Annotated in this window: 22 protein-coding genes and 1 pseudogene; 12 read left to right on the top strand and 11 right to left on the bottom strand. The window is 72.6% G+C overall.

Annotated features, from left to right (window positions below):
* Positions 1–328: 328 nt before the first annotated feature.
* Positions 329–1,549, top strand: a complete 1,221-nt coding sequence (locus ACZ4NT_RS20310) for a L,D-transpeptidase (protein WP_467726703.1) — start codon at positions 329–331, stop codon at positions 1,547–1,549.
* Between the two features lie 654 nt (positions 1,550–2,203).
* Complete coding sequence (locus ACZ4NT_RS20305) at positions 2,204–2,602, top strand: SHOCT domain-containing protein (protein ID WP_121409431.1); 399 nt, start codon at positions 2,204–2,206, stop codon at positions 2,600–2,602.
* A 19-nt stretch (positions 2,603–2,621) separates the two neighbouring features.
* Here the strand turns inward: ACZ4NT_RS20305 and ACZ4NT_RS20300 are convergent, their stop codons facing one another.
* Positions 2,622–3,128, bottom strand: a complete 507-nt coding sequence (locus tag ACZ4NT_RS20300; RefSeq protein ID WP_121409430.1) for a hypothetical protein — start codon at positions 3,126–3,128, stop codon at positions 2,622–2,624.
* Between the two features lie 183 nt (positions 3,129–3,311).
* On the opposite strand from ACZ4NT_RS20300, the gene ACZ4NT_RS20295 reads away from it, so the two are divergent.
* The gene (locus ACZ4NT_RS20295) at positions 3,312–4,607 is read left to right on the top strand and encodes a hypothetical protein (RefSeq protein ID WP_467726700.1); all 1,296 of its coding nucleotides are present in this window, start codon (positions 3,312–3,314) and stop codon (positions 4,605–4,607) included.
* Positions 4,608–4,926: 319 nt separating this feature from the next.
* On the opposite strand, the gene ACZ4NT_RS20290 is transcribed toward ACZ4NT_RS20295, so the two are convergent.
* Positions 4,927–6,060 carry an XdhC/CoxI family protein gene (locus ACZ4NT_RS20290; protein WP_121409428.1) on the bottom strand — a complete coding sequence of 378 codons (1,134 nt, stop codon included), beginning with the start codon at positions 6,058–6,060 and terminating at the stop codon, positions 4,927–4,929.
* 33 nt (positions 6,061–6,093) lie between these two features.
* Positions 6,094–6,273 (bottom strand): hypothetical protein, encoded by a 180-nt coding sequence (locus ACZ4NT_RS20285; RefSeq protein WP_121409427.1) that lies wholly within the window; start codon positions 6,271–6,273, stop codon positions 6,094–6,096.
* A gap of 388 nt (positions 6,274–6,661) precedes the next feature.
* Here ACZ4NT_RS20285 and ACZ4NT_RS20280 point away from each other — a divergent pair, with 388 nt between their 5' ends.
* Together ACZ4NT_RS20280 and ACZ4NT_RS20275 are read left to right on the top strand one after the other, a co-directional pair.
* Complete coding sequence (locus ACZ4NT_RS20280) at positions 6,662–8,644, top strand: GTP-binding protein (RefSeq protein ID WP_467726697.1); 1,983 nt, start codon at positions 6,662–6,664, stop codon at positions 8,642–8,644.
* Between the two features lie 96 nt (positions 8,645–8,740).
* Positions 8,741–10,705: a cellulase family glycosylhydrolase gene (locus tag ACZ4NT_RS20275; protein WP_467726695.1), complete on the top strand. Its 1,965-nt coding sequence runs from the start codon at positions 8,741–8,743 to the stop codon at positions 10,703–10,705.
* On the opposite strand, the gene ACZ4NT_RS20270 is transcribed toward ACZ4NT_RS20275, so the two are convergent.
* The gene (locus tag ACZ4NT_RS20270) at positions 10,602–11,861 is read right to left on the bottom strand and encodes a YncE family protein (RefSeq protein ID WP_467726693.1); all 1,260 of its coding nucleotides are present in this window, start codon (positions 11,859–11,861) and stop codon (positions 10,602–10,604) included. The genes ACZ4NT_RS20275 and ACZ4NT_RS20270 overlap by 104 nt on opposite strands.
* Positions 11,862–12,046: 185 nt before the next feature.
* Here ACZ4NT_RS20270 and ACZ4NT_RS20265 point away from each other — a divergent pair, with 185 nt between their 5' ends.
* Entirely contained in the window at positions 12,047–12,715 is a 669-nt protein-coding gene (locus ACZ4NT_RS20265; RefSeq protein ID WP_121409423.1) for a TetR/AcrR family transcriptional regulator, read from the top strand.
* Positions 12,716–12,764: 49 nt separating this feature from the next.
* Here the strand turns inward: ACZ4NT_RS20265 and ACZ4NT_RS20260 are convergent, their stop codons facing one another.
* Together ACZ4NT_RS20260 and ctaD are read right to left on the bottom strand one after the other, a co-directional pair.
* Positions 12,765–13,124, bottom strand: a complete 360-nt coding sequence (locus tag ACZ4NT_RS20260) for a hypothetical protein (RefSeq protein ID WP_467726691.1) — start codon at positions 13,122–13,124, stop codon at positions 12,765–12,767.
* A complete protein-coding gene (gene ctaD / locus ACZ4NT_RS20255) occupies positions 13,121–14,833 on the bottom strand; it encodes an aa3-type cytochrome oxidase subunit I (protein WP_467726689.1) in 1,713 nt (570 codons plus the stop codon). Before ctaD ends, ACZ4NT_RS20260 begins: the two co-directional genes overlap by 4 nt.
* 105 nt (positions 14,834–14,938) lie before the next feature.
* On the opposite strand from ctaD, the pseudogene ACZ4NT_RS20250 reads away from it, so the two are divergent.
* Together ACZ4NT_RS20250 and ACZ4NT_RS20245 are read left to right on the top strand one after the other, a co-directional pair.
* A pseudogene (locus ACZ4NT_RS20250) lies at positions 14,939–15,433 on the top strand (RNA polymerase sigma factor); the annotation flags it as partial.
* A gap of 310 nt (positions 15,434–15,743) precedes the next feature.
* The gene (locus ACZ4NT_RS20245; RefSeq protein ID WP_467726687.1) at positions 15,744–16,739 is read left to right on the top strand and encodes a CU044_5270 family protein; all 996 of its coding nucleotides are present in this window, start codon (positions 15,744–15,746) and stop codon (positions 16,737–16,739) included.
* 79 nt (positions 16,740–16,818) lie between these two features.
* Here the strand turns inward: ACZ4NT_RS20245 and ACZ4NT_RS20240 are convergent, their stop codons facing one another.
* On the bottom strand, positions 16,819–17,058 hold the full coding sequence (locus ACZ4NT_RS20240) for a hypothetical protein (protein ID WP_467726685.1): 240 nt from the start codon (positions 17,056–17,058) through the stop codon (positions 16,819–16,821).
* Positions 17,046–17,411, bottom strand: a complete 366-nt coding sequence (locus tag ACZ4NT_RS20235; protein ID WP_121409418.1) for a nuclear transport factor 2 family protein — start codon at positions 17,409–17,411, stop codon at positions 17,046–17,048. The genes ACZ4NT_RS20240 and ACZ4NT_RS20235 overlap by 13 nt, the downstream gene beginning before the upstream one ends.
* A 172-nt stretch (positions 17,412–17,583) precedes the next feature.
* Here ACZ4NT_RS20235 and ACZ4NT_RS20230 point away from each other — a divergent pair, with 172 nt between their 5' ends.
* Positions 17,584–17,874 (top strand): hypothetical protein, encoded by a 291-nt coding sequence (locus ACZ4NT_RS20230; RefSeq protein ID WP_121409417.1) that lies wholly within the window; start codon positions 17,584–17,586, stop codon positions 17,872–17,874.
* 220 nt (positions 17,875–18,094) lie between these two features.
* Positions 18,095–19,555 (top strand): aldehyde dehydrogenase family protein, encoded by a 1,461-nt coding sequence (locus ACZ4NT_RS20225; RefSeq protein WP_121409416.1) that lies wholly within the window; start codon positions 18,095–18,097, stop codon positions 19,553–19,555.
* A 46-nt stretch (positions 19,556–19,601) separates the two neighbouring features.
* Here the strand turns inward: ACZ4NT_RS20225 and ACZ4NT_RS20220 are convergent, their stop codons facing one another.
* On the bottom strand, positions 19,602–21,356 hold the full coding sequence (locus tag ACZ4NT_RS20220; protein WP_467726684.1) for an ABC transporter ATP-binding protein: 1,755 nt from the start codon (positions 21,354–21,356) through the stop codon (positions 19,602–19,604).
* A gap of 204 nt (positions 21,357–21,560) precedes the next feature.
* On the opposite strand from ACZ4NT_RS20220, the gene ACZ4NT_RS20215 reads away from it, so the two are divergent.
* Both ACZ4NT_RS20215 and ACZ4NT_RS20210 read left to right on the top strand, forming a co-directional pair.
* Complete coding sequence (locus ACZ4NT_RS20215) at positions 21,561–22,646, top strand: S-(hydroxymethyl)mycothiol dehydrogenase (protein ID WP_121409414.1); 1,086 nt, start codon at positions 21,561–21,563, stop codon at positions 22,644–22,646.
* Positions 22,646–23,278, top strand: coding sequence for an MBL fold metallo-hydrolase (locus ACZ4NT_RS20210; RefSeq protein WP_121409413.1), 633 nt, complete (start codon positions 22,646–22,648; stop codon positions 23,276–23,278). The genes ACZ4NT_RS20215 and ACZ4NT_RS20210 overlap by 1 nt, the downstream gene beginning before the upstream one ends.
* A gap of 66 nt (positions 23,279–23,344) precedes the next feature.
* On the opposite strand, the gene ACZ4NT_RS20205 is transcribed toward ACZ4NT_RS20210, so the two are convergent.
* Both ACZ4NT_RS20205 and ACZ4NT_RS20200 read right to left on the bottom strand, forming a co-directional pair.
* Positions 23,345–24,718: an NAD-dependent succinate-semialdehyde dehydrogenase gene (locus ACZ4NT_RS20205; RefSeq protein WP_467726838.1), complete on the bottom strand. Its 1,374-nt coding sequence runs from the start codon at positions 24,716–24,718 to the stop codon at positions 23,345–23,347.
* 223 nt (positions 24,719–24,941) lie between these two features.
* Complete coding sequence (locus ACZ4NT_RS20200; protein ID WP_467726682.1) at positions 24,942–26,195, bottom strand: aspartate aminotransferase family protein; 1,254 nt, start codon at positions 26,193–26,195, stop codon at positions 24,942–24,944.
* Positions 26,196–26,252 lie beyond the last annotated feature (57 nt).

Raw genomic sequence — 26,252 nt, 5'->3', positions numbered from 1 at the left:
GGTGCGGATGCCGACGCCCGCGGCCGTACTCGGGGCCCGTGTCGGACCGCGGACGCCCGTGTCGGGCTCAAGTGGCGTGGGAGCGCTCCCAGTTGCCGCTGCGAGGGACTGTAGGGGCGCGGGGGAGTGCGGGACAAGACGGGCGACACGGGTTCGCCGTCCCGGGTGAACGACCGTGCCGGATCCGGACGTTCTCCGGCTGGACGCCCGCTCCGGCGCTCCGGCAGCTCTGAACGGGCGATCGAGGGGTAGGCGGTGGGCGAGCCGGAACCGTACGACGGCGGGCCGGCCGCGCGTCCGCCCGCCGGCACTGCCGATGGAGGTGGTCATGGACCAAGCACCCGCACAGCGAAGGCCCGCCGGAAGGCCGACCCGGCATCGAACGGCCATGTGCGCGGCGGCGTTGGCGACCGCGGGGTCCATGGTCCTCGCCGCGTGCAGCGGGTCGCCGGGCGACGACGACGGCAAGCCGGGTGCGGCTGCGGACCGCCTCCGCATCGCCCCCGCCGCCGACGCCTCGTCCGTGCCGGTGACCCGGAAGGTGACCGTGCGCGCGGGCAGCGGAACGCTCACGTCCGTGAAGGTGCGCGCCCCCGGCCCCGGCGCCCTCGACGGTTCCTACTCCGAGGACAGGAACTCCTGGACGTCGCGTGCCCGGTTGGCGCCCGGCGTGACCTACACCGTCGAGGTGAGGGGAAAGGCGTCCGACGGCCGGAAACTGACCGAGCACCGCACCTTCACCACCGCCGAGCCCCCGAAGGCGCGGACCTTCGTCGGTGAGTACAACGTCGAGCAGGGGTCCACCGTCGGGACCGCGCTGCCCGTGTCGATCGTCTTCAACAAGCCGATCCGCGACAAGGCCGCCGTGGAGCGCCGCCTCCGGGTCACCTCGTCCCCCGCCGCGGCAGGCGCGTGGAGCTGGATGAAGGACCGCAATGGCAAGGACCGGATCGACTACCGCCCCCGGACGTACTGGAAGCCGGGCACCGAGGTCACCCTGCGGATGAACCTCGACGGGGTCGGCGCCGGGGGAGGGCTCTACGGCACCCAGACCCGGAAGATCGGCTTCACCGTCGGCAAGTCGGTCGTCAGCACGGTCGACGTGGCGAAGAAGCGCATGACGGTCACCGAGAACGGCGAGAAACTGCGGTCCCTGCCCGTGTCCACCGGGAAGAAGGGATTCGAGACCTGGGACGGCACGATGGTGGTGCTGAGCAAGGTCCCGTCCATCCGGATGGACTCCTCCACCGTGGGCATATTCGGCCGCGAGGCCTACGACCTCGGCAAGGTCAAGTGGGACGTGCAGCTGACCATTTCGGGCACCTACGCCCACGCGGCGCCGTGGAACGAGGGCAAGTTCGGCCGGGTGAACGGCAGTCACGGCTGCATCGGCATGAGCACCGAGGACGCCGAGTGGTTCTTCCGGCACGTCCACTACGGCGACCCGGTCACCGTCCTCAACTCCAAGGACACCGTTCCCCTCAACAACGGCTACGGGGACTGGAATGTCGACTGGAGCCGATGGCAGGCCGGCAGCGCCCTCAAGTGACCCGCGGGAGCGGCCCGGACCGGACCCGGCCGGGCACCCGGGCCCGGTCCGGCGGCATTCGCGGAAGGCCGCGTCGGGGCCGTTCGGCGGCCCCGCGGTCCGTCCGCGCACCCATCGGAAACGCCTCGGGCATCGCGCCCTGTCGTCGTGGCGCCGCCGATAGGATCTAATGGGCAGCCGCACGCGAGACGGACAGATTCCGAACGGCCTGTTCGACAGCCCCGTCTTCGATCCGTGCGACCCTCGACTCCGGATGGTTTTGGATGCCCGCCTCGCCTCAGCACGACTCCGCCTCTCCCGCGGAGACTCCGGCAGGATCACCGGCTGCGCCGCAGCACCACGGTCTGTTCCTCCAGCCGTGCTACACCGTCGAACTGCCCCCGCTGGACGAGGAGGAAGAGGCTTCCTACCCGGCGCCGTCGCGTCCGGTGAACCGGCAGCGCGGAGCGGCCCGCGGGCGCTGACCGCCGCTCCCGGGGCCGGCCCGTGACCGCCCGTCGGGCCGGTCCGGCCGGCCCCGGGGCGCGCCGGTTCCCGTGTCCACCGCACCGCCGGTCGCCGGAGGCCACAACGAGCGTTGCCCGTTTTGTGGTGATAACAATGTAGGGCGTCCGGCCATTCGGGCCGGCGGCCCAGGGATCGGCGGTATCGAAGATGGACGACTACCCCCTCCTCAACGTCTTCTGGACCATGTTCTGGTTCTTCCTCTGGATCATGTGGCTGTTCCTGCTGTTCAAGGTCATCACGGACATCTTCCGCAGCCATGACCTCAGCGGCTGGGCGAAGGCCGGATGGCTGATCCCGACGCTGCTGCTCCCCTACCTCGGTGTCCTGATCTACGTGATCGTCCGGGGCAAGTCGATGAGCAAGCGCGACGTCCAGGAGGCCCAGGACCGAGAGGCGGCCTTCAAGTCGTACGTCCGTCAAGCCGCCGCGGCCGACGGGAGCGGCGGCTCGGTGGACGAACTCGCCCGGCTCGCGGAGCTCCGGGACAAGGGAGCCCTCACCGAGGAGGAGTTCCAGCGGGCCAAGACGAAGCTGCTGACGACCTGAAGCGCCGGGCCCCGCGGGCTCAGTAGCGCACGGCCGTGCCGACCTCGGTCCGCACCTCCCCGGAGAGCTTGTGGGTACTGCGGGCGGTGGCGTCCCCGCTCCTGCCGGCCGGCACGTCGGCCACCGTCACCACGACGGTGTCCAGCGGGTTCCCGTCCGGGTCCTTGAAGTTGACCTGCACGGCGAAGGACTTCTGGGAGTCCGCGGTGTTGTCGGCCGTCACCGCGACCGTCGTACGCCCCTCGCCGTCCGTCCCGGGGTCGCCGAGCTGCACGTCGTTCTTCACGTCGACACCGCCCTTGATGTCGTCCAGCTTCCGGCCCGCCTCGGCGGTCGCGGACGCCAGGGCCTCGGACGCCTCCGAGGCGAGGGACGACGCCTTCGCCGTCGCCTCGGCGCCGATCGAGGCCGCCTTGCTCACGGCGTCCGAGGGGCTGCCCCCGTCGTCCGAACAACCGGCCGCGCCGCCGGCGACGAGCGCCGTCAGTACCGCCGCCGTCAGGCCCCGCGTCCAGTGACCAGCCATGCCGCCTCCATCGCTCGTTCCGGTCGGTCGTCCGTCCAGTGAACGGCCGTCGCGCCACCGCCGCGTGCCCCGCGGCACGCCTCGCGCGCGGCTTCACCCGTACGGACCCGCCCGGCTCGCCGCGGCCCCGGGCCCGGGGTCTGCTGGCACCGTTCGTTCGCCCGGACCAGCCCAGGGAGAACCATGTCGGACAGCGAGGCTCCGGCCCCCGACGCCGCGTCGGCCGAGCTGGCCAGGCTGCGGGCGCGGGTGGCCGCACTGGAGGTCGACCGGGAGGCGCGTGCGCCCCGGCACCGGGCGCGTTCCTTTCTCGCCGCCCTGCTCATCGTCGTCGGCTGCGTCCTGGCCCCGCTCAGCGTCGTCGCCTCGTGGGCCTCCGAAGAGGTGGGAGACACCGACCGGTACGTGGCCACGGTCGCGCCGCTCGCCTCCGATCCGGACGTCCAGAACGCCGTGGCGAACCGGGTGACGAACGCCGTCATGGACAAGATCGACATCGACGCGCTGCTCGCGGACGTGGCACCCGCCGACCGGCCCCGCCTGGAGAAGGCGCTCGGGAAGCTGGGCGGCGCACTGGACAACGCGGTCCGCGGGTTCGTCCACGACAAGGCGCGGGCGATCGTCGCCTCCGACGCCTTCGCGACCTTCTGGAAGGCCGCCAACCGGGACATCCACAGCGCCGTCGACAAGGCGCTCACCGGAAGCGGCGGCGGTGCCGTGAAGCTCGAGGGCGACAAGGTCACCCTCGACCTCGCCCCCGTCATCGACCGCGTCAAGCAGCGGCTCGTGGACGACGGAATGACCGTCGCCGGGCGGATCCCCGAGATCCACACCGACTTCACGGTGGTCGAGGCCGAGAACCTCGACAAGGTCAAGTCCGGTTTCCGGCTGCTCCAGATCGTCGGCAACTGGCTTCCGGTTCTCGCCGTCCTGCTCATCGCGGCGGGGGTCCTACTGTCCGCGCGCAGGCACCGTGCGCTGGTCGCGGGAGCGCTGGGCGCCGCGCTCGCCACGGCGCTGCTCGGTGTCGTCCTGACGGTCTTCCGGGACTTCTACCTGGACGCCCTGCCCTCCGGCGTCTCGCAGCCGGCCGCCGGATCCGTGTACGACACGATGACGCGTTTCCTGAGGGGAACCGTGCGCACCGTGGTGGTCCTGGGCGTGCTGATCGCCGTGGCGGCCTGGCTGAGCGGCCCCGGCCCGCACGCCGGGCGCGTCCGCGGGGCGTGGCTCTCGGGCATCGCCGCCACGCGCGCCGCGGCGGACCGCACGGGAATGCGCACCGGTCCGGTCGGCCCCTGGCTCCGCCGGCACCGGACGACGGTCACCTGGCTGCTCGTCGCGGTGGCCGCCGTGGTGTTCGTCCTGTGGAGCTACCCCACCGCCTGGGTCGTCGTGGGCATCGCGCTCGTCCTCCTCCTGGCGCTGGCCGTGGTCCACTTCCTGGCCGACGAGCCGGGACCGGCGGACTCCGCCTGACGCGAGCACCACTCGGCCGGCTGCGCGTCCCTCGATGCGGAGGCGTCCGCCACCGGGCGGGGGTGCCCGTCCCTCGGTGTGAGGGCGTCCGCCACCGGTCCCGGTGCCCGTCCCTCGATGCGGAGGCGTCCGGCACCGGGCCGGGGTGCCCCGCGGTCCTGTCGGTGATCGGCGGGCGAGCCCGCCGAGGGGCGGCCGCGGCCGCCGAAGCCCTCCGCCACCGGGCCACCCGTACCTTCAGCCGAAGCCCTCGGCCATCGGGCCGGGCGCCCCGGCGTCCGCGCGTCCGAAAAGACGGCGGCGCGAGCGGTGCCGGCGCTCAGTGGGGCCCCGGTCCGGCCGGGTGGATCGCGCCCGCGGTCGCCGTGAGCGGCCTGCCGCTGCCACCCCACCGCAGCGCGACGATCTCGGCGGCCACCGAAACGGCCACCTCCTCCGGCGTACGGGCCCCGAGGTCGAGCCCCACCGGTGAGCGCAGCCGGGCCAGCTCGGCCTCGCCGAGGCCGGCCTCCCGCAACCGGGCCGTCCGGTCGTCGTGGGTACGGCGGCTGCCCATCGCGCCGATGTACGCGGCCGGGCGGCGCAGCGCTTCCTGCAGCAGCGGTACGTCGAACTTCGGGTCGTGGGTGAGCACGCAGATCACCGTGCGCTCGTCGGTCGGTGTCCCGCTCAGGTACCGGTGCGGCCAGGCGACGACGACCTCCACGCCGCTCGGGAAGCGCGCGGGTGTGGCGAACACCGGACGGGCGTCGCACACCGTGACGCGGTAGCCGAGGAAGCGGCCGATGCGGGCGACCGCGGCCGCGTAGTCGATGGCGCCGAAGACGAGCATGCGCGGCGGCGGCGCGAAGGAGTGCAGGAAGACACTCACGGCGTCCTCGCGGCGCTCCCCGTGCGGCCCGTAGTGACGCAGCTCCGAGGTTCCCTGGGCCAGTTCGCCCCGGGCGTCGGCGGTGACGGCGACGTCCAGGCCCGCCGAACCCAGCGTGCCCCGGATCCCGCCGTCCGGCCCGTGCTCCGCGTCCGGCCACACGGCGAGCGAGGCACCCCGGCGCACCGGCCCGTCGGTGACCGTGGCGACGGTCACCGGCCGGCCCGCCGCCACCGACTCGGCGACCGCCCCGAAGCCGGGGTCCTCGGCGGGGCAGACGCGGCGCACCAGCACCGTGATCTCCCCGCCGCAGGTCAGCCCGACGGCGAAGGCGTCCTCGTCGCTGTAGCCGAACGTCTCCAGGCGCGCCTCGCCGCTCGCCGCGACCTCCTGCGCCAGCTCGAAGACCGCGCCCTCCACGCAGCCGCCGGACACGCTGCCCACCACCTCGTCGCCGGGACCCACCGCCATCGCGGCGCCCGGGTCGCGCGGCGCGCTGCGGCTGACGCCGACCACCGTGGCCAGGCCGAAGGGTGTTCCCTGCGTGTACCAACGGCTCAGCGCCGGGAGGATGTCACGCATCTCCCGCTCCTCTCCGGCCCGCCGGAGTCCCGCTCAAGGGGCTCCGGTCTCCGCGTCGCCCTCCTCGTCACGCTCGCCCTCGGCCTGCGAGGGCGTGGTGAGGCCCGGGTCCGTGTGCCCGGTGTCGTGGGTGCCGTGGGAGGAGTCGGCGGACGGCGTGTCCGTGCCCGTGCCGGGCTCGCCCTCGGCCTGTGACGGGGTGTGGTCGTTCATGGTCAGCCTCCCGGGTCGGCCGGTCGCCGCGCCGGCGCGTGTAGCGGGATCCCGCGCGCTCGGCGCGCCGGAGTCCGCGTGGCGTGTCGCCGGACGGGTGGTGGGGCCGGGGGACACCGAGCCGCTCCGGGGGCTCGGCGGGCCGCCTCTCCGTCCGCGACCGTCGGCATCACCCGTCACATCCGTGCGCCGGTGCGGGTACCCCGGGGGCGGCGGATCACCCGCGCCCGGAGCGGACACCTCGGGCTCCCTAATTCCGTTGCCCCCACCCCCCGCCGCCTGCTGCACTGTGGGGGACCGGTCGTCAGGACTCCAGGAGCACCCATGCGCGAAGCGTTCATGTCCCCCCGCGAAGGAATGATCACCTCTTCTAAGGACATGACGCTCTGTGCCCACCCTGAATCTGGGAATCCTCGCGCACGTAGACGCCGGTAAGACCAGCCTGACCGAGCGGCTGCTGCACGCCGTCGGGGTCATCGACGAGATCGGCAGCGTCGACGACGGCAGCACCCTCACCGACTCCCTCGCCCTGGAACGGCAGCGCGGCATCACGATCAAGTCCGCCGTCGTGTCGTTCGCGGTCGACGACCTCACCGTCAACCTCATCGACACCCCCGGCCACCCGGACTTCATCGCCGAGGTCGAGCGGGTGCTGAGCGTGCTCGACGGGGCCGTCCTGGTCGTCTCGGCGGTGGAGGGCGTCCAGGCGCAGACCCGCGTGCTGATGCGGACCCTGCAGCGGCTGCGGATCCCGACGCTCGTCTTCGTCAACAAGATCGACCGCGGTGGAGCCCGGTACGGGCCGCTGCTGGAGGGCATCGCCGCCCGGCTCACCCCCGCGATCGTCCCCATGGGCGAGGTCGGCGCCGCCGGAACCCGGGACGCGTACGTCACCCCGCTCCCGGCGCCACGGCTGCGGGCCCCGCTGCTCGACCTGCTCGCCGGACACGACGACGCACTGCTGGCCGCGTACCTCGAGGGCGGCGTGCCGGACGACCGGCTCCGCGCCTCCCTCGTGCGCCAGACGGGGCAGGCCCTGGTGCACCCCGTGTACTTCGGCTCGGCCATCACGGGGGCCGGCGTTCCGGAGCTGATCGCCGGGATCAGGGAGCTGCTGCCCGGCGCCGGGGGTGCCGCCGACGACCCGGTCGACGGCACGGTCTTCAAGGTCGAGCGCGGCCCCGCCGGCGAGAAGATCGCGTACGCGCGGATGTTCTCGGGCACCCTGCACACCCGTGACCTGCTGTCCTACGGGGACGGCGCGGCGGGCAAGGTCACCGCGATCAGCGTGTTCGAACAGGGCGCGGCGGTCCGCGGCCAGAGCGTCGGGGCGGGACGCATCGGCAAGCTCTGGGGGCTGGCGGACGTGCGGATCGGGGACAGGTTCGGCCAGTCACCGAAGTCGGGGGCGGACCACCATTTCGCCCCGCCGACCCTGGAGACGGTCGTCGTCCCCCGCCGGCCCGGCGACAAGGGCGCCCTGCACCTGGCGCTCACCCGGCTGGCCGAGCAGGACCCGCTGATCGGCCTGCGCCACGACGAGCTGCGCCAGGAGACCTCGGTCTCGCTGTACGGGGAGGTGCAGAAGGAGGTGGTCCAGGCGACGCTGGCCGACGAGTTCGGGCTCGACGTCGGGTTCCGGGAGACGACCACCATCTGTGTCGAGCGGCCCGTGGGAAGCGGGGCGGCGGTCGAGTTCAACGGCAAGGCGCCGAACCCGTTCCTGGCGACCGTCGGACTGCGCGTCGATCCGGCCCCGGCCGGTTCCGGTGTCGCGTTCCGGATCGGGGTCGAACTCGGCTCGATGCCGTACGCCTTCTTCAAAGCGGTGGAGGACACCGTGCGGGAGACCCTGCGCCAGGGGGTCCACGGCTGGGAGGTCCCCGACTGCACGGTGACGATGACGCACTCGGGCTACTCGCCGCGTCAGAGCCACGCGCACCAGGGCTTCGACAAGAGCATGTCGAGCACGGGGGCGGACTTCCGGGGACTGACCCCGCTGGTTCTGATGAGCGCGCTGCGGCGGGCCGGCTCCCAGGTGTACGAGCCCATGCACCGCTTCCGCCTGGAGACGCCGGCGGACACGCTGGCGGCGGTACTCGCCCTCCTGGCGAAGCTGCGGGCCGTGCCGGAGTCGACCGGGACGCACGGATCGACGAGCGTGCTGCGGGGCCGGGTCCCGGCCGCCGCCGTGCACGAACTGGAGCTGCAACTGCCCGGGGCGACCCGGGGCGAGGGCGAACTGGAGGCGGCGTTCGACCACTACGCGCCGCTCGCCGGGGGAGCCGTCCCGGAGCGTCCGCGCACGGATCACAACCCGCTCGACCGCAAGGCGTATCTGCTCAACGTGACGCGCCGGACGGTGAGTTGAGGGGAGGGCGGGCCGCCGGCCCGATGGTGACACGAGAACCTTACCGATGGGTCAGGGGTGTTGACGTGCCTCGGGTCCGCCCCGACTGTTGTGGGCATGGCGAAGTCACGCGCATCTCTGCTCGGCGTCCTCGTCCTCCTCACCGGCCTCCTCATGGCGGCGGGCGTGCGGCCCGCCGCGGCGCGGAGCCTGCCCGGCTCCCTGTGGTTCGACGAACCCGCGGCGGCCGTCCTCACCGTCGACCACGGCCGTTTCACCGACGGGCTGGGCCGCGAGGTGGTGCTGCGCGGCTACAACGTCTCCGGTGAGACCAAGCTCGAGGAGAACGGCGGACTGCCCTTCGCCTCGGTCGCCGACGCCCGGAAGTCCGCGGTGGCCCTGCGTGCCCTGGGCGGCGGCAACGCGGTCCGCCTGCTGCTCTCCTGGGCACACGCCGAGCCCGTGCGCGGCCGGGTGGACCCGGCGTATCTCGGGGCCGTCACCGACCAGTTGCGGGCCTTCCTCGACGCGGGGATCCGGGTGTTCCCCGACTTCCACCAGGACCTGTACTCCCGCCATCTCTTCGACGAGGACAGCTGGTACAGCGGCGACGGCGCGCCCCGCTGGGCCGTGGACGCCGGCGACTACCCCGACGAGTCCTGCGGCATCTGCCTCTTCTGGGGCCAGAACATCACCCAGAACCGGGCCGTCCAGGAGGCCTCGTACGACTTCTGGCACAACGCGAACGGCGTGCAGGACGCCTTCCTCGTCACGGCGCAGAGCACGATGACGCACATCCGGCAGCACCTGACCGCGGCGCAGTTCGCGGGCGTCGTCGGCTTCGACCCGTTCAACGAGCCGTACGCGGGCAGCTACGACCCGGGGCAGACCAGCCGCGCCTGGGAGCGTGACGTGCTCTGGCCCTTCTACGAGAGATTCCGGGCCCGGATGGACGCGGCGGGCTGGCAGGCCAAGCCCGCCTTCGTCGAGCCGCAGCTCTTCTGGAACGCCAATCTCGACTTCCAGCGGCAGGAGGGCGGGCTGCTGGACGCCGGCCGACTCGGTCCGCGGTACGTCCTCAACACCCATTTCTACGACCAGAAGGCGATCTCCGGCGTCTTCATGTGGGGCAAGGCCCGCGACGGTCGGTACGCGGCGGACTTCGGGGCGGTGCGCGACCGGGCCGCGGCCGCCGGCACGGCGGCGGTCGTCAGCGAGTTCGGCCACCCGTTGTCCGGCCCCGTCGCCGACAAGGCTCCGACGGTCCTCAAGGCCATGTACCAGGCACTCGACTCCCGCCGGCCGGGGGCCGCATGGTGGTCCGACCCGGCCGCCTCGGGCCCGGTCCTGTCCGGTACGCAGTGGCAGTGGGACCTCTACAGCGGACGTCACCACGAGCCGATGAACGGCAATCCCGACAAGGTCCTCACCTCCGGCGACGCCTGGAACGACGAGGACCTCTCCGCCGTGGCGCTCGACGGCACGGGCCGAGCCGTCCTGCGCCAGGACGGCCGCCTGCTGGACCGTCTCTACCCGAGCGCCACCGCCGGCACGACGGTCGCCTTCACCTACGAGGACCGCTCCCGGGACGGCACGGCCACCCTGACCTGGAATCCCGTCCCCGGCTCGCTGCCGAAGGTCGCGCAGCTGGTCGGCCAGGGCCGGTACGGCCTGCTCGTCTGGCGTTCCGACGGCACGGACGCCCCGACGGAACTGCACCTGCCGGCGTCGTTCCCGGCGTCCGCCACCACGGTGGTCTCCGACGTCGGGACGACGACCGCGCCGCCCGCCTACACGCGGACGACGCCCGTCGCCGCGGCTCCCGAGCCGGGCGGCACGGGAGCCCGCCGGCTCCTGCTCACCGCGCCCGGTCCGGGAACCGTGCACTACGCCCTCGTCACGGACGGCGCGGCGGCGCCGTCCGCCGCCCTGCTGGACGCGGCCCGGTCGGAGCTGGCGTCCTGGGTGGCCGAGAGGGTCAACCAGCGGACGGCCCGGTCCAGTTCGCCGGCACCCGGGCCAGGCGCACCCGCTGGGGATGGTCGCCGACCGCCACGGACGCCGTCCGGCGGCCGGTGGTGAAGTCGATCGACGTGACCCGGTCGGCTCCGCTCTCCGAGACGACGCAGGACCGGCCGTCGCCGCTGACCGTCGCCCAGTACGGCTTGGAGGCGGTGACGAGCGGGCCCTCCTGCAGGGTCGCCCGGTCGACGACGGTCGCGTAGTCGTCCATCGTCCCGGCGACGCACAGCTTGGTGCCGTCGGGGCTCGTCGAGAGGCCGTGGTGGCGGGAGTCGTTGACCCAGGTGGTGCGGTCGCCGCTGGTGGCGGGGTTCTTCGGGAGGGTCTTCACCCGGGTGATCCGGTCGCTCGTGACGTCGTACTCCAGGAAGCCGTTGAAGAACGACACCTGGAAGTACAGCGTGGACTCGTCGGGGCTGAAGACGGCGGGCCGGACCGCGTCGGAGTAGTCCCTCAACCCGGCGGCGTCGAGGCGCTGCCGCATGTCGATCACCTTGACCTGCTTGAAGGTGCCCGCGTCGACGACGGTGATGCGGCGGTCGCCCTTCGTCCAGTCCAGCCACGGTTCGTCCAGCGCGGTGTTGACCTCGCCGATGGACATGTTCCAGAGGTACCTGCCGTCGCGGCTGAAGACGTTCTCGTGCGGCTTGTCGCCGGTGGCGAAGGACCCCAGCTGCTTGCCGGTGACGATGTCCAGGACGTGCACGGTGTTCGCGGTCGAGGCGGAGACGGCGACCCGGGTGCCGTCGGGGGAGACCGCCATGTGGTCGGCGCGGTAACCCGACACGCGGAACCGCCAGTTGATCCTGCCGGTGGCGAGGTCGATCGAGACCACGTCGGCGAAGCTCGGGCGCGAGACGACCATCGACGTCCCGTCCGGCGTGGCGTACATGTCGTCGACGAGCTGGTCGTGCCCCTCCCCGACGCCGGCGCGGATGCCCTGGTAGTAGGCCCACTTGATCGGGTCGGCGTTGATCTCCGCCAGGCGTGCCGCCTTGTCGGGCACGACGTCGATCCGGCCTATCTTCGCGAGGTCACCGGTGGACTCGATGACGTCGGCGGTGCCGTCCCAGTTGTTCCCGACGAACATCACCTCGCGCAGCCCGGCCGAGGAGTCCCGGGGAGCGGCTGCCGTGGTGGCGGTGGCCGTCCCGCACAGAACGAGGGCCAATGCGCTGGCGAGGGTGCAGAGGCGGCGTGAGCGAGGAGCGGGCATGGTGGGTCCTTGTCGTAGGCGGGAGGTTCTGATGGCAAGGGCATGACAAGGTGAGATCTGAACACGCCTGCGTTCAGAGTTGACTTACTGGAAAGTAAGGAGAGGGGTGCCCTCTCCACAAGACTCCGTACGCGACAAAATCGAGAGGGGACGGTGACCAGGCGGGGCGACCGGGAGGAGGCACGGTGGCGGGCAGGCTGAAGCAGCCGACCGGGCGGTACGGGGGCAGGTCCGCCGAGGAGCGGCAGGCCGAACGGCGTCGCCGCTTCCTGGACGCCGCACTGCAGGTCTTCGGCGGCACGCCGGGCTTCCGGTCGGCCACCGTCGCGGCGCTCAGCGAGGCGGCGGGCCTGTCCACACGTCAGTTCTACGAAGAGTTCCGCACCCTGGAGGACGTGCTGGCCGTCCTGCACCTCCAGGTCAACGACTGGGCCGAGGAGGCCGCGCTGGCGGCGCTCGCCGAAGCCCGGGAGCTGCCGCTCGCCGAGCGTGCCGCCGCGGTGTTCCGGGCCTACGCCGCCGACGTCACCGCCGATCCGCGCCGCATCCGCATCGCTTTCGTCGAGATCATCGGCGTCAGCCCCGCGCTGGAGGAGCAGCGGCTCGCCCGCCGGGCCCGCTGGGTCGACTTCATCTGCGCCGAGGCCGACGCGGCCGCGGCCCGCGGTGAGGCGGCACGCCGCGACTACCGGATAGCGGCCACGGCGTTCATCGGCAGCGTCAACGGCCTCCTGCACGACTGGAGCGCCGGCCGGGTCGACGCCACGCTCGACCAGGTCGTCGAGGAACTCGTCCGGCAACTGCTGGGCATCCTGCGCCCGCCCGGCTGGTCGCCGGACGCCCACCGGGCCTGACACCGGACGGTCCGCGCGCGCCCGCTCCGGCCTGGGCCGTCCGTCGCGGTCACCCGTGACGGACGGCGCAGGCCAGTGTGCTCAGCAGGATCACGGCGAAGGTCGTGACCAGCGCGGCCTCCGAGTACAGGCGGCGTCGCAGTGCGCGGTACAACGCCTCGTACTCGGCGCGCAGTTGGGTGCTCCGCCGCGCCGTGCGTTCCCACGACCGGCGGGTGAGCGCGAGATGGTGGTCGGCGTAGCGGGTCCGCAGCACCTCCCGCTCGGCCTCCGTGAGCCAGTCGAGCGGGCGGATGAAGCGGGCGGCCTCGGCGCGGCCCTCGGCACGAGCGGCCTCGATGAGGAGATGCCCTTCCACCTCCCTGATCAGCGCCCCGGTGTCCGCAAGGCGGTCGTCTCCGGCGGTCATCGGGGCACCCTCCGCTCGGCGCGCGCGTCACCCGCCGCCGTCGCGGACAACGCCTGCGCGGACGCCCCGCCGGGGTGGTGCAGGTCGAACGCCGGGGATTCGGAGCGGATCCGCGGCAGGGTGAGGAAGTTGTGCCGCGGGGGCGGGCAGGAGGTCGCCCACTCGAGCGAACGGCCGTGGCCCCACGGGTCGTCGACCTCGATCTTCTTGCCGTACTTGGCCGTCTTCCAGACGTTGTAGAAGAACGGCAGGAACGAGATGCCGAGGACGAAGGAGAAGATGCTCGACACCGTGTTGAGGGTCGTCAGACCCTCCACCGCCAGATAGTCGGGGATGCGGCGCTGCATTCCGTTGACGCCCAGCCAGTGCTGGACCAGGAAGGTGCCGTGGAAGCCGATGAACAGCGTCCAGAAGGTGATCTTGCCGAGGCGCTCGTCGAGCATCTTGCCGGTCATCTTCGGCCACCAGAAGTGGAAGCCGGAGAACATCGCGAACACCACGGTGCCGAAGACCACGTAGTGGAAGTGCGCCACCACGAAGTAGGAGTCGGACACGTGGAAGTCCATCGGCGGCGAGGCCAGGATGACGCCGGTCAGACCACCGAAGGTGAAGGTGATCAGGAAGCCGACCGCCCACAGCATCGGTGTCTCGAAGGACAGCGAGCCCTTCCACATCGTGCCGATCCAGTTGAAGAACTTCACACCGGTCGGTACGGCGATGAGGAACGTCATGAAGGAGAAGAACGGCAGGAGCACACCGCCGGTGACGTACATGTGGTGCGCCCACACGGTCACGGACAGGCCGGCGATCGCGATGGTCGCGCCGATCAGGCCCATGTAGCCGAACATCGGCTTGCGGGAGAACACCGGGATGACTTCGGAGATGATCCCGAAGAACGGCAGGGCGATGATGTACACCTCTGGATGGCCGAAGAACCAGAAGAGGTGTTGCCAGAGCAGGGCTCCGCCGTTCGCCGCGTCGAAGACGTGCGCACCGAATTTACGGTCCGCCTCCAGGGCGAACAGTGCCGCCGCCAGGACGGGGAAGGCCAGCAGCACCAGCACCGCGGTGAGCAGCACGTTCCATACGAAGATCGGCATGCGGAACATCGTCATGCCGGGCGCGCGCATGCAGATGATCGTGGTGATGAAGTTGACCGCGCCCAGGATGGTGCCGAAGCCGGAGAACGCCAGGCCCATGATCCACATGTCGGCGCCGATGCCCGGCGAGCGGACCGCGTCCGAGAGCGGGCTGTAGGCGAACCAGCCGAAGTCGGCCGCGCCCTGCGGGGTGAGGAAGCCACCGACCGCGATGAGCGAGCCGAACAGGTACAGCCAGTAGGCGAACATGTTCAGCCGCGGGAACGCCACGTCGGGCGCACCGATCTGCAGCGGCATGATCCAGTTCGTGAAACCGGCGAACAGCGGCGTCGCGAACATCAGCAGCATGATCGTGCCGTGCATCGTGAACGCCTGGTTGAACTGCTCGTTCGACATGATCTGCAGACCCGGGCGCGCCAGCTCGGCGCGCATCAGCAGCGCCATGACGCCACCGATGCAGAAGAACGCGAACGACGTGATCAGATACAGCGAGCCGATCGTCTTGTGGTCGGTGGTCGTCAGCCACTTCACCACGGCTCCTCCGGTGCGGTGCGCGCGTACGGGGGCGGGCGGTGCGGACCGCGTCGCCGGCACAGTGTTGCTCTCCATGCCCCGCCTGTGTCCGCACGCCGGGCCGCCGTCACACTCGTGGGGAGCGACGAGCGTCACACCGGCGGGTGTGACGATCACGGACCTGCCGGACACCTACGGAGCATGAGCGACGACGAAATCTTCGCCGCTGCCTATCGCGAGCACTACTGGGCGGTCAGCCGCTACGTCGCGCGGCGACTGGACGGCCGGACGAACGACGTGGAGGAAGTGGTGGCGGAGGTGTTCACCGTCGCCTGGCGCCGACGTGCCGAGCTCCCGCCCGTCCCGCTGCCGTGGCTGTACGGCGTCGCCCGCAACTGCCTGGCCAACGCCGTCCGCGGATACGGACGGCGGCGGCGGCTCGTCGACCGGCTCGCCGGTCACGAGAGCGCGCAGGGGCGGCAGACCGTGGACAGCCCCGACGCCGAGGCCCCCGGTGCCTGGGTGCACGACGCGCTCGCCCGTCTCGGCCCCGCCGACCAGGAGGTGCTGCGCCTCACGGCATGGGAGGAGCTCGGCATCGACGAGGTCGCCGTCGTCCTCGGCTGCGGCAGCCGGGCGGCGGCGATGCGGCTGCACCGGGCACGGCGCCGCCTGAGAGCCGAGATCGCCCGCCTCCCGAGCGCCGACCGTCCCCGCGACCCCGGTACTCCCGGCCGGGAACCGTCCCGCGACGCAGGTACTCCCGATCAGGACCCGCCCCGCCCTGCCGGTTCGCCCGGCCCGGACTCGCCGCGTCACAACGGGAATCGGGGCTCGGACGCGTCCGCGCGCGCCGAGGTTCCCGGGTACGAACCGGTACGCCTTCCGGTGGTCCCCGGTTCGGGGCAGGCCCGTCACGCCGGGCCTCCCACCGCCCCGAGCCCCCGTGCCGCCGAGCCGTGCGGCGTTCGGGCGGCCCGTCACGACTGCACGGAGGAGCGCGGCCATGGCTGACGAACTCGATCTGCTGCGCCGGGCCGACCCGGTGCCGCCCGGCGACCCCCGCTTCCGGGACCGGCCGCTCGACCACCACGCCGAACGCCGCCTGAACCGGCTCCTCCACGGTGTGCCGGGGGCCGGGCGCCTCGGGCGCACGCGCCGCCCGCGGCGCCGGGCCCTGAGCCTCGCCGCGGCCGCTGCCGTCGCGGCCCTCGCGCTCACCCTGCTGCTGTCCGGGCCGACGACCGCTCCGGCCGTCGCGGCGCCCCGCCCCCTGGTTGTCGAGGCCGGGTCCGCCGCGGTCCCCCTGGACCGGGTCGCCGACCGGGCGGCCACCGCGGACGACCCGTCCCGTCTGCGCCAGGGAACCCACGTCCAGACGTGGAGCCTGGCCATGACGAGCGGCTCCGGCGCCCCGCCGCCGATCACCCTCCCCGAGGAACGCGTCGTCCGCTGGAGGCCCGACGGCAGCCACACGGAGCTCGTCGTGGCGACCGACCCGCGCCACCCGGGCAGGCCGGTCCTCACCGACGGCGACGACACCCCGCGCACCGTGGCGGACGGCCACGTCCTCAGTGCGCGGTCGTACCCCCCGAGCTGGAGCGACGCCCCTCCCCGGGGCCGACCGCCGCACGACGTCGGCGGGCTGCGCGCCTACCTGGAGGAGATCGACACCACCTCGACGGCGGACACGCCCGGACTCCTCGACGCGACCGCAGAGTTGCTGGACCACTGGACCCTGGGCGGCCGCGAGTCGGCCGCGCTGGCGCGGGTCCTGGCCGACGCCGGGGGACTGCGGCCGGCCGGTGCGGTCACCGACCGGCTGGGACGCTCGGGGCAGGCGTACGTCTACGACGACACGGCGCACTCCGTACGCCGGATGCTGATCCTGGACCCGGCGACCGGCGCGGTGCTGGGGCTGGAGGACACCGTCACCGAGGACGGTTCCGAGTACGGCGTGAAGGCCGGTGACGTGATGTCGTACAGCGCGTGGATGCGGTGATCCCACGGCGGTCCGCAGCGGGTTCGGGTCCGGGGGCCGGCGGGGCGACCCGTACCCGCCCCACCGGCCCCCGGACGGCTCACCGGGAAGGCAGGCGCCGCCTGCGCGTGGCCCGCGCGACCGGACGCGGACGGGAGCGGGCCGCGCGCAGGACCGAGCGCAGCAGGGACAGGGCGGCCAGCCGGCCGGCCGAGGAGACCGGCCCGGGCCGCCGTGCCGGGGCCGGACGTGACCGGCCCATGGTCGCCCGCGCCGACATGGTCCAGGTCACGCGGGACGTGAACTGGACCCTCGGCCACTCCCTGATCACTCGTCCCATGCCTGCAGCAACGTGTGATCGACGATCTTGCCGTCCCGGAGCGCCACCATCGACTGCGACAGCACCTTCACACCGTCCGGGTACACGCAGGACTCCGTGAAGGCGACGTGGTCGCCCTGGACGACGCACTGCTCCAGCTTGTGGGTCATGTCCCGGCTGTAGACGTCGGTCAGCATCTCGCCGATCTTGTCCCGTCCGTGCATGACCATGGGGTGGCTGGGCTGGGTGTTGCGGTCGACGACGCGTACCTCCGCGTCGTCCGCGTAGAGCGACAGAAGCGTCGCCGCACTGTGTCCTTCGATGCCCCGGCGCAGCGCTTCGGTGTCGAAGGCGGGACCTGCTGCGGTGCCCATGATGACCTCCTTGCAAGGCCGCGGCCCGGCGATGAGCGAGCCGCGAAGGGCCTCTCCTTCGAGGCTCCTCCGCCGTGGAGAGGTCGGCAAGCGCAGCCGGTTCTCTGCGCCTCTCGGGTGAGGAGCAGAGCACGGCCGTGTCCGGCCGGGGGCCGTCGGCGTTGCTGTAGGCATGATCTCAACACGACGCATCGTTGCCGCCGTTGGTCTCGCCGTCAGTGCCACGGGGCTCGCCGCCCCGGCCGCGAACGCGCTCGGTGCCGACACCTTGGGCGTGGCGCCGATCAGCCCGGTAGCCCAGCTCGACGCGCTCGCCCAGAGCAATGTCCCGGCGGAGCACCGGGAGCAGCTCCCGCACGTCTCCAGCCAGCTGGCCGGACTCAACCGACTGCACGACCTCAACCAGCTCCACCAGGCCACCGACCTCGTCGCCCCGGTCGTCGGTCTGCTTCCGGTCGGCTAGCACCGGGCACGCCGGACGCTCAGGCCGAGTCCGTGCACATCGCTCCAAGGGCCCCCGCCCCGGCGGGGGCCCTTGACATTCCCGGGACGGGGTCGGAGCATCCGGAGTAGTTGAATGAATGAAATTTCACCCTGCGAACAAGCGGGGCGGTGCGGCGCCCGGGCCGCTCCGAGCGCCGCCGTCGCGACCGCCGAACCGACGCACCGAAGGAATCCGCGCCATGTCCCTCACCCGTGACCTGCTGATCGGCGGCAAGGACGTTCCCGCCGCCTCGGGCCGTACCGCCGAGGACGTCGACCCCTACACCGGCGAGGTGTACGCGACGGTGGCGGCCGCCGGACCGGAGGACGTCACCCGGGCCGTGGACGCGGCCGACGCCGCCTTCGACGCGTGGGCGGCGCTCGATCCCTTCACCCGCCGCGCGATCTTCCTCCGGGCCGCCGACCTCCTCGACGGCAGGGGCGAGGAGGTGGCCGAGCTGATGGCACGGGAGGCGGGCGGCACCCGGCCGTGGGCCCACTTCAACGTGGCGCTCGCCGCGAACATCCTGCGCGAGGCGGCCGCCGCGGTCACCGCTCCGCGCGGCGAGGTGCTCAGCGCGCAGGAGCAGGGCGTACTGGGCCTCGCCGTGCGCGAACCCCTGGGCGTCGTCGCCGCCTTCGCGCCCTGGAACGCGCCCGTCATCCTCGGCGTGCGGGCCGTCGCGGCGCCACTGGCCGCCGGCAACACCGTCGTCGTGAAGGCGAGCGAGGACGCTCCGATCGCCTGTGCGCTGCTCGTGGCGGACGTGCTGAGGGAGGCGGGGCTGCCCGACGGGGTGCTGAACGTGATCACCAACGCCCGCGAGGACGCCGCCTCGATCGCCGAGACGCTGATCGCGGATCCCCGGGTGCGTGCCGTCAACTTCACCGGTTCCACCGGCGTCGGCCGCATCATCGGTACGCACGCCGCCACCCACCTCAAGCCCGCGGTGCTGGAGTTGGGCGGCAAGAACGCGATCGTCGTCCTCGACGACGCGGACGTGGACTACGCGGTCGACGCCGTCACCTTCAGCGTGTTCATGAACGCGGGCCAGATCTGCATGTCCGGCGACCGCGTCCTCGTCCACGAGTCCCTCGCCGAGGAGTTCACGCGCAAGTTCACCGCGAAGGTCGCCGCGCTGCGGGCCGGCGATCCACGCCACCCGCACACCGTCGTCGGCCCGCTGGTCGACGCGTCCGCCGCCCGGCGCGTCGCCGCACTGGTCGAGGACGCCGTGGCCCAGGGCGCCAGGGTCCTCACCGGGGCCGGTGCCCCGGAGGGCGCGGTGCACCCGGCGACCGTGCTGACCGACGTCCCGAGGGCCGCCGAGCTGCACTACGCCGAGGCGTTCGGACCGGTCTGCGTCGTCGAGACCTTCGCCGACGACGACGCGGCCGTCGCCGCGGCCAACGACACCGACCACGGCCTCACATGCGGCGTGATCACCGAGAACGCCACCCACGGGCTCGCCGTCGCCCGACGGATCCGTACGGGCATAGTGCACATCAACGACCAGTCGGTCGCCGACGAGCCGCACGCCCCGTTCGGCGGGGTCAAGGCCTCCGGGCACGGCCGCTTCGGCGGACGCTGGGGGATCGAGGCCTTCTCCAGCACCCGCTGGGTGACCATCGCCACCCAGCAGGCGCACTTCCCCTTCTGACGGCCCGTCACTGCGCACGCTCGCCACATTGGGGGAGGCCGGCCCGTCAGGCCGCCGTCGCGAGGAACTGCGTGGCGGCCAGTTCGGCGTAGAGCGGGTCCCTCGCCACGAGATCGCGGTGGGTGCCCACCGCGCGGACACGGCCCGCGTCCATCACGACGATGCGGTCCGCCATCGTCACCGTCGACAGCCGGTGGGCCACCACGAGAACCGTCGTCGTACGGGAGACATCGGCGACCGTGTCGCGCAGCGCGGCCTCGTTCACCGCGTCCAGCTGCGAGGTGGCCTCGTCGAGGAGCAGCAGCCGGGGACGGCGCAGCAGGGCGCGGGCGATCGCCACGCGCTGGCGTTCACCCCCGGACAGCCTCGTGCCCCGGTGGCCGACGAGGGTGTCCATACCGCTCGGCAGTCTGCCGATCAGTCCGTCGAGCCGGGTCGTCCTCACGACCCGGTCCAGCTCGGCCCCGTCCGCGTCCGGATTGCCCAGCAGCAGATTGTCGCGCAGGGAACCCGACAGGACCGGCGCGTCCTGCTCGACATAGCCGATGGCGGCGCGCAGCCGCGGCAGCTCCCAGTCCTCCACAGCCCGTCCGTCGATGCTGATGACACCCGCCTCGGGGTCGTAGAACCGCTCGATGAGGGAGAACACGGTCGTCTTGCCCGCCCCGGACGGGCCGACGAACGCGGTCATGCCCCGGGCCGGGACGGCGAACGTCACGCCGTGGTGGACGTACGGCAGGTCGTCGGCGTACCGGAAGCGGACGTCCTCGAAGGCCAGCGCGGCCGGTTCGGCGCCGGGGGAGGGCAGCGGCGCGGGGCGGGAGACGGGTTCGGCCGGCAGGCTCAGGGCCTCCTGGATCCTGGCCAGTGCCGCGGCTCCGGTCTGGTACTGGGTGACGGCGCCGACGACCTGCTGGATCGGCGACATCAGATAGAAGACGTACAGGAGGAACGCGACCAGCGTGCCGACGTCGATGGCCCCCGTCGCGACCCGGGCACCGCCCACCGCGAGCACGGTGATGAACGCGATCTGCATCGCCAGGCCCGCCGTGTTGCCCGCGGCGGCCGACCACTTGGCCGCGCTCACGCTCTGCCGCCACGACTCCTCGGCCGCGGCGTGGACGGTCCGCTCCTCCCGGTGCTCGGCTCCGGACGCCTTCACAGTGCGCAGGGCGCCGAGGATCCGCTCCAGCGAGGCGCCCATCACCCCGACCGCGTCCTGCGCCCGGCGGCTCGCCCGGTTGATGCGCGGCACGATCACGCCGAGGACGGTGCCCGCCCCGACGATCACCGCGAACGTGACGCCCAGCAGCACCGGGTCGACGAAGCCCATCATCGCCACCGTCGCGACCAGGGTCAGTCCGCCGGTGCCCAGTCCGACGAGCGAGTCGGTGGTGACCTCCCGCAGCAGCGTGGTGTCCGAGGTGATGCGGGCCATCAGGTCGCCGGGCTCGCTGCGGTCCACCGCGGGTATGCGCAGGCGCAGCAGATACGAGGAGAGGGTGCGCCGAGCGCCGAGCACCACGGACTCGGCGGTGCGCCGGAGGACGTACGAACCCAGCCCGCCCACCGCCGCGTTGGTGACCACCAGCACCGACATGCCCAGCAGGGCACCGGTGATGGAGCGGTCGTCGGAGAGGTCGTCGATGAGACCGCGTGCCACCAGGGGCAGCAGCAGCCCGGTGGCCCCGGTGCCGAGGGCCAGCAGTGCGCCTGCCAACAGGGCCCGGCGATGCGGTCGTACGTACCCGAGGAGCAACCGCCAGGCGGGGGGTGCGGCTTCGGACTCTGCGATGCTCACGGGGCTCCTCGTGGGAGTCGGGGCGGACCCTTCAGGCTACGTCGCCGCGGGGACGGGACGGGGCGGGATCGTGCGAGGGCCGGCGTCCGTGCACTGCCGTGGGAGGCGTTCCGCCCCCGGCGGCCGAGCGGGTTGCGGCGGCTCGGCCCGGTCACACCGTAGGGTCGGGCGAGAGGACGTCGACCGAAGGGAAGGGTTCATCACATGGCGCAGGAAGTACGCGGCGTGATCGCACCGGGCAAGGACGAGCCGGTGCGCGTCGAGACCATCGTCGTGCCTGATCCGGGGCCGGGCGAGGCCGTGGTGCGGATCCAGGCCTGCGGGGTGTGCCACACCGACCTGCACTACAAGCAGGGCGGCATCAACGACGACTTCCCGTTCCTGCTCGGCCACGAGGCCGCGGGCGTCGTCGAGTCGGTCGGCCCGGACGTCACGGACGTCGCACCCGGCGACTTCGTGATCCTCAACTGGCGCGCCGTGTGCGGGCAGTGCCGCGCATGTCTGCGCGGGCGGCCCTGGTACTGCTTCGACACGCACAACGCCCGGCAGAAGATGACTCTCACGGACGGCACGGAGCTGTCGGCCGCCCTCGGTATCGGTGCCTTCGCCGAGAAGACGCTGGTCGCCGCAGGACAGTGCACCAAGGTCGACCCCGCGGTGTCCCCCGCCGTGGCCGGGCTGCTCGGCTGCGGAGTCATGGCGGGCATCGGAGCCGCCATCAACACCGGCAACGTCGGACGCGGCGACACGGTCGCCGTCATCGGCTGCGGCGGAGTCGGCGACGCGGCCGTCGCCGGGTCCCGGCTGGCCGGCGCGGCGAAGATCATCGCCGTCGACATCGACGACCGGAAGCTGACCACCGCCCGCGAACTCGGCGCGACGCACACGGTCAACTCCCGGGAGAACGATCCCGTCGAGGCGATCCGCGAACTCACCGGCGGCTTCGGGGCCGACGTCGTCATCGAGGCCGTCGGCCGCCCGGAGACGTACCGGCAGGCCTTCTACGCCCGCGACCTCGCCGGGACCGTCGTGCTCGTCGGCGTGCCCACCCCGGAGATGAAGCTGGAACTGCCGCTCCTGGACGTCTTCGGCCGCGGTGGTTCCCTCAAGTCCTCCTGGTACGGCGACTGCCTGCCGTCCCGCGACTTCCCCATGCTGATCGACCTGCATCTGCAAGGACGCCTGGATCTCGGGGCGTTCGTGTCCGAGACCATCGCGCTCGACGAGGTGGAGAAGGCCTTCGAGCGGATGCACCAGGGCGACGTCCTGCGTTCGGTGGTGGTGTTCTGATGACGCACGCCCGCATCGACCACCTCGTCACCTCCGGCACGTTCTCGCTCGACGGCGGCACCTGGGACGTCGACAACAACGTGTGGATCATCGGCGACGACCACGAGGCGATCGTCGTCGACGCCGCGCACGACGCCGACGCCATCGCCGACGCGGTGGGCGACCGCCGGCTGCGGGCCATCGTGTGCACCCACGCGCACGACGACCACATCGACGCGGCGCCCGCCCTCGCGGAGCGGACCGGCGCCACGATCTGGCTGCACCCCGACGACCTGCCGCTGTGGAAGCTGACCCACCCCGACCGGCTGCCCGACGCCTGGCTGGCCGACGGGCAGGTCATGGAGGTGGCCGGCACCGACCTGACCGTCCTGCACACCCCGGGCCACGCCCCGGGCGCGGTGTGTCTGTACGCCCCCGGTCTGAACAGCGTCTTCACCGGCGACACCCTCTTCCAGGGCGGTCCCGGGGCCACCGGCCGCTCCTACTCGCACTTCCCGACGATCGTCGCGTCGATCCGCGAGCGTCTGCTCGGGCTCCCGCCGGAGACGGTGGTGCGCACCGGACACGGGGACACGACCACCGTCGGGGCCGAGGCACCGCACCTGGACGAGTGGATCAAGCGCGGACACTGACGCCTTCCGCGTCGGCCGCGGTCGCCGGTCCCGTACGCCCGGGGCCCACGACCGCGGCCGGCCGGGTCAACGCACGGGCAGCGCCAGGTACTTGTACTCCAGGAACTCCTCGATCCCGACCCGGCCGCCCTCCCGGCCCAGCCCGGACTGCTTGATCCCGCCGAACGGTGCCGCGGGATTGGACACCAGTCCGGTGTTGATGCCGACCATGCCCACCTCCAGTCGCTCACCGAGACGCAGGGCGCGGTCCAGACCCTCCGTGAAGACGTAGCCGACCAGGCCCCAGGGAGTGTCGTTGGCCCGCCGTACGACCTCGTCCTCGTCGTCGAACACCAGGAGCGCCGCCACCGGTCCGAAGATCTCCGCCTCCGTCATCCGGCTGCCGGGATCGACGTCGGCGAGAACGGTCGGCGGATAGAAGTACCCGGGCCCCTCCGGCGCGACGCCGCCGACCAGCACCCGGGCGCCCCGCCGCACCGCGTCGGCGACCAGGTCCTCGACCTTGGCGCGTCCCGCGGCGTCGATCAGCGGGCCCACGTCGACGCCTTCCGCCGTACCGGGTCCGACGACCAGTGCTCCCATCCGCCGGGCGAGACGCCGACCGAACTCGTCCGCCACCGAGCGGTGCACGAAGAAGCGGTTGGCGGCGGTGCACGCCTCACCCATGTTGCGCATCTTCGCGGTCATCGCGCCGTCCACGGCCGCGTCCAGATCGGCGTCGTCGAAGACGAGGAACGGGGCGTTGCCGCCCAGCTCCATCGACGTGCGGACGACCGCGCCGGCGCACTGCGCGAGCAGCAGCCGGCCGACCCGCGTGGAGCCGGTGAACGACAGCTTGCGGATGCGGCCGCCGCGCAGCAGCGGTTCGACGACCTCGCCGGCCCGTGAGGTGGTGACGACGTTCAGCACACCGTCGGGCAGCCCGGCCTCCCGCAGGATCCCCGCCAGCGCCAGGCTGGACAGGGGCGTCTGCGGGGCCGGCTTGAGCACCGCCGTACAGCCCGCGGCGATCGCCGGGCCGATCTTGCGCGTGCCCATCGCCAGCGGGAAGTTCCACGGCGTGACGAGCAGGCAGGGCCCGACGGGGCGGCGCATGAGCAGCATGCGGTGCCGTCCGTCGGGCAGCGTGCCGAACCCGCCGTCGACGCGTACGGCCTCCTCCGAGAACCAGCGGAGGAACTCGGCGGCGTACGCCACCTCGCCCCGTGCCTCGGCCAGCGGCTTGCCCATCTCGGTCGTCATGAGCAGCGCCAGCTCGTCGGTGCGCGAGACGGCGATCTCGTAGGCGCGGCGCAGGATCTCGCTGCGCGCCCGCGGTGCCGTCCGGGCCCATTCCTCCTGTGCCTCGACGGCCGCTTCCTCGGCGGCGAGGGCGTCCTCCAGGCCCGCGTCGGCGACCCGGGCGACGGTCTCGCCGGTCGCCGGGTCGTGGACGGGCATCGTGGCTCCGTCGGCGGCGTCCCGCCAGACGCCGCCGACGAACAGCCGGGTGGGAACGTCCTTCGGGATGCTCACGGTGTCTCTCCTGGCTGGTCGGCGGAGCCCGGTGGGGGAGTGCCGCGGGGATCGGGACGCGGTCGGACCCGTACGCGATCCGCCCTCGACTCGTCCACGCGCATGTCGACTTGTGGCCTCGCGGGTGCGGCCGGCCGCGGGGCCCGCCTCACCGCGCGGCGGCTTCCACGGCAGCGGCCCAGGCCCGCAGCCCTTCGTCGACCGCCTCCTCGTCGATCACCAGCGCGGGAATCATCCGAACCACTTGGTTGTGCGCCCCGCAGAGCAGCAGGAGCAGGCCCTCGGCGACCGCGGCCCGCTGGACCCGGGCGGCGGTCTCCGGATCGGGGTCGCCGTCGGCCGTGACGAACTCGCTGCCGAGCATCAATCCGAGGCCGCGTACGTCCCCGATGCCCTCGGTCTTCGCGGCGACGGCCTCCAGCCCCGCCCGCAGCCGCGCGCCCATCGAGGCGGCGTTCGCCACGAGCTTCTCGTCGCGGACCACGTCGAGCGTGGCGCAGGCCGCGGCGCAGGCCACGGCGTTGGCACCGTACGTACCGCCCTGCGAGCCGGGCCAGGCCCTGCGCATCAGTTCCTCGGGGGCCGCGATGCCCGACAGGGGGAAGCCGCTGGCCAGGCCCTTGGCGGTGACGAGGATGTCCGGCGTGACGCCGAAGTGGTCGTGGCCCCAGAACCGGCCGGTGCGGCCGACGCCGGTCTGCACCTCGTCCAGGATCAGCAGGAAGCCGTGCTCGTCCGCGCGTTCGCGCAGGCCCTGCAGGAAACCGGCCGTCGCCGGCACGTATCCGCCCTCGCCGAGCACCGGTTCGACGACGACGGCGGCGGTGTCGTCCGGCGAGGTGATCGTCCGGAGCGTGTAGTCCAGCTCCCGCAGGGCGAACCGCGTCGCCGTCTCCTCGTCCCAGCCGTAGCGGAAGGCCGTCGGGAACGGCGTGACGACCACCCCGCTCATCAGCGGGGAGAAACCGGAGCGGAAGCGGGTGCCTGAGGTGGTCATCGACGCCGCGGCCACGGTCCGGCCGTGGAAACCGCCGTGGCAGACCAGGACGTTGGGCCGTCCCGTGGCCTGCCGAGCCAGTCGCAGCGCCGACTCCACCGCCTCGCTGCCGGAGTTGCTGAAGAACAGACTGTCCAGGCCGGCCGGAAGCACCTCGCCGAGCCGCTCCACCAGCTGCCGCAGCGGCCGGTGCATGACCGTCGTGTACTGGCCGTGGACGAGCATGCCGACCTGCTCCCGGGCGGCGGCCACGACCCTCGGATGGCAGTGTCCGGTGCTGGTGACGCCGATGCCGGCGGTGAAGTCGAGATAGCGGCGGCCGTCCTCGCCGTACAGGTGGACGCCCTCGCCCCGGACCGCGACCACGGGCGTGGCCTGGCGGAGGTGCGGCGACAGTGCGGTCATGTTCGTCTCCCAGCGCTACGGGGGCCTGCTTCGTGCGTCGGTTCCGCACCCCGAGCA

This window comes from Streptomyces sp. NPDC026417 (genome assembly GCF_055567695.1).
This window is presented reverse-complemented; position numbering and strand designations above follow the sequence as displayed.

Coding starts and splice junctions, on each gene's coding strand:
- ACZ4NT_RS20285 (WP_121409427.1), bottom strand. CDS start 6,273: ATGAACGACCACACCCCGTCACAGGCCGAGGGCGAGCCCGGCACGGGC.
- ACZ4NT_RS20300 (WP_121409430.1), bottom strand. CDS start 3,128: ATGGCTGGTCACTGGACGCGGGGCCTGACGGCGGCGGTACTGACGGCG.
- ACZ4NT_RS20240 (WP_467726685.1), bottom strand. CDS start 17,058: ATGGGACGAGTGATCAGGGAGTGGCCGAGGGTCCAGTTCACGTCCCGC.
- ctaD (WP_467726689.1), bottom strand. CDS start 14,833: ATGGAGAGCAACACTGTGCCGGCGACGCGGTCCGCACCGCCCGCCCCC.
- ACZ4NT_RS20225 (WP_121409416.1), top strand. CDS start 18,095: ATGTCCCTCACCCGTGACCTGCTGATCGGCGGCAAGGACGTTCCCGCC.
- ACZ4NT_RS20210 (WP_121409413.1), top strand. CDS start 22,646: ATGACGCACGCCCGCATCGACCACCTCGTCACCTCCGGCACGTTCTCG.
- ACZ4NT_RS20275 (WP_467726695.1), top strand. CDS start 8,741: ATGGCGAAGTCACGCGCATCTCTGCTCGGCGTCCTCGTCCTCCTCACC.
- ACZ4NT_RS20230 (WP_121409417.1), top strand. CDS start 17,584: ATGATCTCAACACGACGCATCGTTGCCGCCGTTGGTCTCGCCGTCAGT.
- ACZ4NT_RS20305 (WP_121409431.1), top strand. CDS start 2,204: ATGGACGACTACCCCCTCCTCAACGTCTTCTGGACCATGTTCTGGTTC.
- ACZ4NT_RS20270 (WP_467726693.1), bottom strand. CDS start 11,861: ATGCCCGCTCCTCGCTCACGCCGCCTCTGCACCCTCGCCAGCGCATTG.
- ACZ4NT_RS20310 (WP_467726703.1), top strand. CDS start 329: ATGGACCAAGCACCCGCACAGCGAAGGCCCGCCGGAAGGCCGACCCGG.
- ACZ4NT_RS20200 (WP_467726682.1), bottom strand. CDS start 26,195: ATGACCGCACTGTCGCCGCACCTCCGCCAGGCCACGCCCGTGGTCGCG.
- ACZ4NT_RS20215 (WP_121409414.1), top strand. CDS start 21,561: ATGGCGCAGGAAGTACGCGGCGTGATCGCACCGGGCAAGGACGAGCCG.
- ACZ4NT_RS20290 (WP_121409428.1), bottom strand. CDS start 6,060: ATGCGTGACATCCTCCCGGCGCTGAGCCGTTGGTACACGCAGGGAACA.
- ACZ4NT_RS20295 (WP_467726700.1), top strand. CDS start 3,312: ATGTCGGACAGCGAGGCTCCGGCCCCCGACGCCGCGTCGGCCGAGCTG.
- ACZ4NT_RS20245 (WP_467726687.1), top strand. CDS start 15,744: ATGGCTGACGAACTCGATCTGCTGCGCCGGGCCGACCCGGTGCCGCCC.
- ACZ4NT_RS20260 (WP_467726691.1), bottom strand. CDS start 13,124: ATGACCGCCGGAGACGACCGCCTTGCGGACACCGGGGCGCTGATCAGG.
- ACZ4NT_RS20205 (WP_467726838.1), bottom strand. CDS start 24,718: ATGCCCGTCCACGACCCGGCGACCGGCGAGACCGTCGCCCGGGTCGCC.
- ACZ4NT_RS20235 (WP_121409418.1), bottom strand. CDS start 17,411: ATGGGCACCGCAGCAGGTCCCGCCTTCGACACCGAAGCGCTGCGCCGG.